Origin of the sequence: Occallatibacter sp., from assembly GCF_049802275.1 — a bacterium.
Taxonomy (GTDB): Bacteria; Acidobacteriota; Terriglobia; order Terriglobales; family Acidobacteriaceae; genus Telmatobacter.
The window spans coordinates 1-5,554 of sequence record NZ_JBARMD010000101.1; the positions used below are offsets into that span (position 1 = coordinate 1).

General features: G+C 58.9%; 3 protein-coding genes. 2 read left to right on the forward strand and 1 reads right to left on the reverse strand.

The window, feature by feature from the left end:
• The coding region (locus WA354_RS03215) for a hypothetical protein (RefSeq protein ID WP_472811570.1) at positions 1 to 623 on the reverse strand (623 nt) is incomplete at its 3' end.
• Positions 624 to 976: 353 nt separating this feature from the next.
• On the opposite strand from WA354_RS03215, the gene WA354_RS03220 reads away from it, so the two are divergent.
• Positions 977 to 2,995 carry a sensor histidine kinase gene (locus tag WA354_RS03220; protein WP_472811571.1) on the forward strand — a complete coding sequence of 673 codons (2,019 nt, stop codon included), beginning with the start codon at positions 977 to 979 and terminating at the stop codon, positions 2,993 to 2,995.
• A gap of 398 nt (positions 2,996 to 3,393) precedes the next feature.
• Positions 3,394 to 5,554 (forward strand): dipeptidyl-peptidase 5 (locus WA354_RS03225; protein ID WP_472811572.1); only part of this gene is annotated, 2,161 nt, incomplete at its 3' end.

Sequence of the window (5,554 nt, forward strand, 5' to 3'; positions counted from 1 at the left end):
TCTTTCCCTTTGCGGGTGTCATCCGGAACCATCCGGCCATTCGTCACCACGATCTGCAGGTCAGTCGCATCCACCCAGATGCGCCCTAGAAAATACCGCTTGTTCTTTTCGATCTGCTTCGGCGCCACATCGAAGACGTAGCAATCTACCTCGTCGACCTTCTGCCGCCCCACATATTTGGTGTTGTACTGCGCAATCTCCTCCGTCGTCAGAACGAAGGGATAGCCCTTTTGAATATCCTGCAAGTCAGACGGCGACATCATCACCCGCTGCAGCGAACTCTCGGGGGCAAACACTGTCTTCTCCATGCGGCGTCCGGTGGGGTCAAAGGTCACGTCGTCCACCTGGTACCACTCGCCATCCACCTTGTGGGTATCGTCGTCGACCGTCTGTACCCGCGCCATGCGGCGATATGTGTAGTGGTTCAGAGCTTCCTGGAACTCGGTCTCCTTGGCGGCAAATTTCTTGATAATTTCTTCGGCCGGAGTTGCAGGTTCCGAAATATCCAGCTTCCCGAAACCCGCGTCGAGCGGCATTGGCGTGAAGCTGTCGTGCTCCTGAGCGCCCGCCGCCAGCCCCAACAACGTTGCAGCCGCCAGCGCCAACCACCATCGATTCCTCACCGTCGTATACTCCCCTGCGATTGGTTCGCCACCCCTCAGGCCCCGTCTCCGGTCCCCGGCGCTAACCGACCGCTCTGTTCTGTTACCACATTAGACGTATATACAACCGGCCCGGGTGGCTGCAAAATCTTCCCTTGCAGAAGCTGTCGCCCCGCGGCGACCGCCACAACCCGGATGGACTCTTGGCGAGGGTGCTTAAAGGTTCCCCCAACCTGAACTCACCATTTACCTCGCGGCATCAATGGTTTAAGCTCACTCATTAACGATCAGGATTTGCCCCGGGGATATCTGAATCCAGCGCCGCGTCCAGGGGGTGACGGCGCTTTTTGCTACGTTGGAGACTCTTGCATCTCATGGCCGACAGCTATCACCTTCCCGCGCTCGTTCTAACGGTGCTCCTGCTGCCGGCGTTTTTCCAGCTTTATCTGCGCTTCCGTGACACCCGCACTCTTCTTTGGTTCCTCGGCTTTTTCTTCGCCTCCATCCGGATGCTGCAGTTTTACGATCTGGGACGATGGAATTTCACGGACACCCTCGCCCACCCCTGGGTCGCCTCAATTGGACAAGCGTCCATTCTTATCAGCGCCGGTCTGTTCCTCGCATCTCTGTCTCCGGTCGGCTTCCGCGTCGGACGGGTACGCATCCTCTATGCTGTCCCATTCACGATCCCACTGGTTGCCTACGCCTTCCTTATCTATGGTGTTTACGGCGGCCAGACTCCGACCGGACTTCCATTTCTGATCTTCCCGGCACTGGGCGGACTTTCGCTCTTTGCGGGATGCGCCTGGGCCTTCTCTCACCGCGGCCTTCCCCGGGCTATCTCGCTTGTTCTCTGCATCACGCTGGGCGCCATCGGTCTTTGGATCTGCGTTCGCGTTGGGGGCGTGTGGCCCCTCATATTCGTCGAGTGCGCCATTCACAGCGTTACCGCCCTCCTTGTCTTTTACGTTTTCCGCCGGATCTCTCCGGGAACTATCCTGGCCAGCCTGGGCTTTCTGGCCTGGTCGCTAAATGTGGGGCAGACTCTTCCGCTTTTCCATCACGACGAGCCAACTATCTGGATCATTCGCATTATCGCCATGGCCAAGGTGGTAGCCGCCATCGGGATGATTCTTCTTACCCTGGAAGACCAGCTGGCCGCTAACCAGGCCGGGCAGGTCCGCGAGCGCCATGCCCGCGAGGAAATGGAAGCGTATGCCCGGCTCAATCTCGCTCGCCGCCGGGTCGATGATTTCGATAGGCAGGCGACCCTCATATGCCAGTCGATCGTCTCCAACAGCCGATTCAAGCAGTCGGCTCTTGTCCTGCTTCAAAGCACAGGCCACTACCGCTTGGCTGGAGCCGACGGATTTGATGACGCCACCATCAATGCACTCGAAGCGCTCGTGACTCGCATCCCTGTCGCGGGATTTCTCGATCCCGGCTCCGGTCCAGCCGCAGTAGAACATAGCCTGGCCATCAGCCTCGATCTGACGCCGTTCCTCGTCCCCGGAGACGATCTTGCCCGTCTCAAACTCACCGCGGTGCAGGCCATCCCCCTGCGGGGCCGCGCCACAACTGAGGGTGCCATCTTCCTTACCGGCGTCGAGAACCCAGCCGAGCCCGTCAGCGCTGTCGATCTGCTCCCGCTCGAGGTTCTCGCCTCCCGCCTGCAATCGGTTCGCGGCCAGACCATGATGCTCGAGAAGCTCGTCGAAGCCGAGAAGTTTGTCGGCCTCGGCCAGCTTGCCGGCAACGTCACCCGCCAGCTTAACAACCCTCTCACCGTTATTCTCGGCTACGCCTCGTTGCTGGATGAAACCGAGGACCTCAATCCCCAGGCCCACAAAGCCATCGAGGCCATCCTGAATGAAGCGCGCCATATGCGGCTCACTCTCGAAAGCCTCGCGCGCATTTCGCGCCCCCAGGGCGATCAAATCGGTGCCATCTCGGTCTCTGAACTTCTCAACGATCTCGAGCAGTTGCATCGCTCCGAATTTGTGCAGCGCTCCATCGACTTCCGCGTACATATTGCGCCCGCCCTGCCGCGGGTTCTTGGCAATGCCCAGCAGGTCCGGCAGGCTGTCCTTTACTGCCTGCAGTTCGCGATGGACGCAGTCGAAAGACTCGACACCACGAACGAAAAAACCGTTCGCCTCGAAGCCGTGGCCGAAAACAACCAGGTGCAGATCCTCGTCGCTCACTCCGGTTCAAAATTTCCTGTGCCGGCTCGTGCTTTTGACCCCTTTATCCCCGAACCGGCGGGCGACGAATCCTCGAGCCTCGGCCTGAGTATGTGCGCCAGCATCATTCGCGAGAACAACGGCAAAGCGTCCGCTATCAATTTCGAACCGCGCGGCGCAGGCATCCTTCTAGAACTGCAGGCTGCCTAAGCCCAACTTCATTTAAAAACTGACGTTGTCATCCCGAGCGCAACCGAGGGATCTGCCCTGAAAGTTCTCATACCTCGATCAAAACTGGGTGGGCATCCTTGCGCAGCAAGGGTGGGAAAGCACGATCCCACCCGATTTTCATGGTCTCGGGTAGCGCAAAGAGCCATGCAAGACTGCGGTTGCCCTTCGTCCACCCGCCGCGATGAAGGGTGCCCCCATCCTTGACGAAGTCATCGGTCGGAAAGCAAGTCATTCAACCCGCCACAGCCAAGCCCCGCCCGCACAGCAAAGAACCGTCACGCGGTTGTACACTTCTCCTTCGCGCCGACATACGTTGGGTGCCCCGGGTTTCGCATTGAGACCTGGGAAAGCACGAACCTCCGCAATCAGGGAAACTCATGCGTCGATCCATTCTTCTCGCAATCCTTCTCGCCGCCACGCTTGCTCCCGCACAGAACGCCAAAAGGCCGATGACCTTCGAAGACATGATGCAGATGAAGCGTCTAGGCTCGACCGCTCTCTCGCCGGACGGCAAATGGCTGGGCTATTCGGTGACATTGGTTGATCTGGAGAAGAACACGAAGACAACGGATCTGTGGCTGCAGGCGATTGCCCCGTCGTCGGGTGAAAGCAGCGACCCCATCAAGCTCAGCGTCGGCCAACCGGGCGACGACGGCATCCAGTTCTCCCCCGACAACAAGCGCATCCTCTTCCTCAGCGCCCGCAAAGACGGGCAGCAGGTTTGGATTGCCGACTTCGACCCCTCCACCGGCGCCACCAGCAATCCCCACCAGGACACCTTTTTCGCGACGGGCGCAGACAACGCCAAATGGTCGCCCGACTCCAAATCCATTGTCTTCACGTCGGACGTCTATCCTGATTGCCCCGCCATCGGCCCCAATACGTTTACCGCCGGGAACCAGTGCAACAAGGACCGCGATGACGCGCTCGCCGCCAGCAAGGTAAAGGCGCAGATCTTCACCCATCTCCTCTACCGCCACTGGAATCACTTCACCGGCGACAAGCGCTCGCACCTCTTCCTCGTTGCCGTCGATTCGCAAAACGTCCGCGATCTCACGCCTAACGATCCTCACGACGTCCCGCCCTTCTCGCTCGAAGGCGGCGGTGGATTCGACATCTCCCCCGACTCGAAGGAACTCGCATTCACTGAGAACCTCGATCCCGAGCCCGCCATCAGCACCAACGCCGACATCTTCATCCTCGACCTCACCAATCCATCAGCGAAACCCGTCAAGATCAGCACATCGAAAGGCGGCGACTTCAACCCCGCCTACTCGCCCGACGGCAAGTACCTCGCCTGGCGCAGCCAGCTCCGCCCCGGCTACGAAAGCGACAAATTCCGCTTGCTTCTCTATGATCGCGCCGCGAAAAAGACCAAAGATCTGCTGCCCAAGTTTGACAACTGGGTCGACGAGTTCGCATGGTCTGCGAATTCAAAGTGGATTTTCGTTGCAGCTGGATCGGAGGGTGGGACAGCTCTTTACTCTGTTGGGTTGGACGGAGATCGTTATAGCCCAATCATCGGGGAAGCACCGAAGGATGAACCGCCTTCAGGCAAAAATCTAATCGGAGAGTTCAGCGGTCTTAGCGCAACGCCTTCAGCTAAAGGGCTCTTGGTCGCCGTTCAGATGAAGGCCGATCAGCCAGCAGAGGTGGTAAGAATCGATCCTTCTCCCATAATTGTCGAGGGTCGCGATGCAAAGGGCCGATTTGGTGAGTGTTGTCTAGTGGCTGATGTATATCGACTGACTCACCTCAACGACGCGCTCATCGCCCAACTCGATCTCGCACCCCTCGAATCCTTCTGGTTCGAAGCCGCAGACAAAACCAAGGTCCAAGGCTTCCTCATCAAGCCCCCCGCCTTCGACCCCGCAAAGAAATACCCCGTCAAATTCCTGATCCACGGCGGCCCGCAAGGCGCATGGGGCGATAGTTGGTCCTACCGCTGGAACGCCGAACTCTTCGCCGCCAACGGCTACGTGGTCGTCATGATCAATCCCGGCGGGTCAACGGGCTATGGACAAGCTTTCGTCGACCGCGTCAACGGCGACTGGGGTGGCAAGCCCTTCACCGACCTTATGTCTGGGCTCGATTACGCTGAGCAGCGCTACCCGTTCATTGACAAGAATCGCGAGTGCGCCCTCGGCGCCAGCTACGGCGGCTACATGGCCAACTGGGTGCTCGGCCACACGAATCGCTTCAAGTGCATCGTCTCCCACGACGGCATGTTCAACGCCGAATCCGCCTTCGGCACCACTGAGGAAGACTGGTTCAACATCTGGGAGTTCAAGGGTGCGCCGTGGGACTACTACGGCAAGCCCGACTCCATGAATCCCTTCCGCAAATGGTCACCCTCTCTCTACGCCAAAAACTTTAAGACGCCCACACTTGTCGTCCACGGCCAGCTCGACTATCGACTTGATGTCAGCGAGGGCTTTCAGCTGTTCGACACGCTGCAGCTACTCCACGTCCCCAGCAAGATGCTCTACTTCCCCGATGAAGGCCACTGGGTCCTCAAGCCACAGAACTCGCAGCTCT

Bases quoted from the DNA above. Each gene is read 5' to 3' on its own strand.
- WA354_RS03220 (WP_472811571.1), top strand. From the start codon at position 977: ATGGCCGACAGCTATCACCTTCCCGCGCTCGTTCTAACGGTGCTCCTG.